The 2909-nt window shown below is 58.8% G+C and carries 2 protein-coding genes; both read left to right on the top strand.

All coding sequences use genetic code 11. From position 1 onward, the window contains the following. Positions 1-661 precede the first annotated feature (661 nt). Positions 662-1501: a polysaccharide deacetylase family protein gene (locus WCA53_RS27985; RefSeq protein WP_423918561.1), complete on the top strand. Its 840-nt coding sequence runs from the start codon at positions 662-664 to the stop codon at positions 1499-1501. A 503-nt stretch (positions 1502-2004) separates the two neighbouring features. Next, complete coding sequence (locus WCA53_RS27980) at positions 2005-2706, top strand: alpha/beta hydrolase (protein ID WP_423918558.1); 702 nt, start codon at positions 2005-2007, stop codon at positions 2704-2706. The last annotated feature ends 203 nt before the right edge of the window (positions 2707-2909 follow it).

Here is a 2909-nt window from a genome sequence, read left to right as displayed (position 1 = left end):
GAACGTAGTACCGCCCTCACGCATCAATCCGCAGTCGAACACCCTCCCCAAGCTCATATCGCGTGCACACGCTTCGCCTCCAGGGCCCTAGCAACATGATTTCCGCACTGCCCGACTCCCTCACGTCTATCGAAAGTTAGTTCGCCTGCGTTAGCGCGCGGATACTTGGTCCAAAGGGGCACGCAAACGTTGTCTTTTACGGCGCTGGGGGCGAAGCGTGTGCGCGCCCTTTGGACTTGAGGCGGGTGTTCGACTGCGCGTTAAATGTTTGGGACCTCACTAAGTTCGTGCCAAAAAGCCTGAAATGTATGACGACGACCCTTAGGTATTCGCGGTTTGAACGCGTTTCTTTGCTTCGTTTCTTTTCGCGTTTGCAAAGAAATGAAGTCCCGCCCCGGATAGGGGCTAACAGTAATCAGCAAGAAAATACTACTTATGCAGAACGACCACGCTAGCAGAAGGACTCAATGCTAACCCCACACTCGCCGCGAGCAGCACCCCCCACCGCCCCTCCGAACCTTTACCAATTGTTAAAGCAAGATCTAAAGAGCGCACGGCTCTTTACAAACCCTTCCGCTATGTAAATACTCGCGCACTCAATTGAAAGTTAGTCGTCGACATTAAGCCATACCAACCCGACCGCGACAGCGGTTACGAACGCATGACGAAGATCGCACGAGCAGTGCCCGTCCTGATGTATCACCACATCAGCACGTCGCCAGGCATGATCACCGTGTCCCCCGATCACTTTGCCGCGCAGATGGCATACCTCGCCCGCGCAGGTTACCGGACCGTCAGCGGCGCACAACTCGCCGCCTATCTGGCAGGAAAACCCCTGCCGGAGAAGTCAGTGGTGCTGACGTTCGACGACGGCTATCTAGACAATTGGGTACATGCTCATCCCGTTCTGCACGCGCACGGATTCACCGCGTTGTGCTTCCTGGTCACGCGGTGGATAGGCGACGGCGAAGCTCGGCCCAACGCTCGCTCAGCCGGTCCGATTCCCCCACTTTTGAGTCATGCAGACGGCGAACGCGCCATAGAGAATGGACAAGCCGATCGCGCAATCCTCCGATGGTCCGAGATCAAGGAAATGCGCCAGGCCGGCACGTTTGAATTCCATAGCCACACGCATGGCCACGTAAGATGGGACAAGATCGCGCGCAACCGCGAAGAGAAATGCGCGGGCCTCAAGCGAGATCTATTCGATGCCCGAGCAACACTTGCCTCCCATCTCGGCGAGGTGTCGGACCACCTGTGCTGGCCGCAAGGTTATTTCGACGATGACTACCGGCGCATCGCGCGCGAGGCCGGTTTCCGGCATTTCTATACGTGCGAGACCGGCTCGAATCTTCGTGGGCGCCGCGACGGCAGCGGCGACGGCGAGCGCTCGATTACGCGACTTGAAGTCCGCGACCGGCCAGCCTCCTGGCTCGCTTCGCGACTTTGGGTGCATTCGAGACCGGCCATCAGCCGCATGTACTTGAGGATCAAGCGGTAACCGGACCCTTCGCCACTGCTCGACGATCAACCGCTAAGCTTGCTTTCGGCAAAAGACCGGATTCCCGCTCCACACCCTGCATCAATTGCGTATCTAATACCGCTGACAATCTCCTCTCGCTAACGGCAATGCGCGCGCACCTGAGCGCGGCGCCCACCATCGCGCGGCGCCTTGGCGTGCATTCTGATTGCGAGAACGACGCAAAAGGCCATCCTGTACGCTAAGCCGCGACGGATAATCGGCCCAATAGCGCCGGAACGACGACTAGCGACCCCGAGCGTTCATCTGCGCCGCCACTCCAATCCAATCCCTCAATCCCTCCAATGCTGCCAATCGCCGGTCTTCTCTCGTTCTCGTCATCCCGACTCAACCGAACCCGCGCGCGGTATTGCGTACTCGCCATACTGGCGTGCACGATTCAACCCGCAATTGCTGCCGGTGATCGCGGCTTTGGTCAAGACGCTAGCGCCCCGCTCAGCGTCGCCGACTCATCGCAAGCGTCCGTGCGCGATCTGCCGCTCGATAACGGGGGCGTTCAACGCGTGCTTTACGTTCCCTCGGCCGGCTCCACGCGCGGGGTCATCGTGATGTTTCCGGGTGGCGCGGGAACGATCGGAATACAAAATGACGGCGAAATCGAACACGGCGACAATTTCCTCGTCCGCACCCGTGACCTTTGGCGCGCGAAAGGCTATGCGGTGATCATCGTCGACTCTATCGATGATCATTCGATGCGCGGTCTTCGCAGCACACCCGCTTATGCGGCGACTGCCGCGAAGGTCATCGACTTCGCGCGCCAACTTGGCAGCGCGCCCGTGTGGGTCATGGGCACCAGCCAGGGATCGATTGCGGCCATGAACGCTGCGTCAACCGAAGGGCCCGCGCTAGCGGGGGTGGTGCTCACCGAATCCGTATCGGTTCGCGGCGGCTCGCACGAAACAGTGTTCGACGCCCACCCCGAACGCGTCAGGATTCCTTCGCTTGTCGTCGCCAATCAGGACGACGAATGCAAGGTCGCGCCGCCGAACATGGCGCACGACATCGCTCAGTCAATGCACGGCACCCATGCAACCGTGCTCGTTGTGAACGGCCGTGTGCGGCGCTCCAAGGACAACTGCGGGTCGCTAACGCCACATGGTTATTACGGAATTGAAGCAACAGTAATCGACGATATCGTCCGATGGATGCAAACCGTCCGCTCCTAAGCGACACGTGATTACCCTGATAAACATTAACGGTTTGTAACCCTTAGGAAGGACGCGGCTTAGGAAAAACGCGGCCTACCCTATGCGCGGTGCCTCTAGAACGTGAACTTTAGTTACCCCACGAGTCGGCTCTCACTAGGTTAAATGCTGTCGATGCCGGGTCGAGATCCAGGACTGACACTCAGGATCATGGCGATAAATGC

Origin of the sequence: Caballeronia sp., assembly GCF_049581465.1 — a bacterium.
Taxonomy (GTDB): Bacteria; Pseudomonadota; Gammaproteobacteria; order Burkholderiales; family Burkholderiaceae; genus Caballeronia.
Note: the sequence above shows the minus strand (reverse complement) of the source record. Positions and strands in the feature narration are given on the sequence as shown.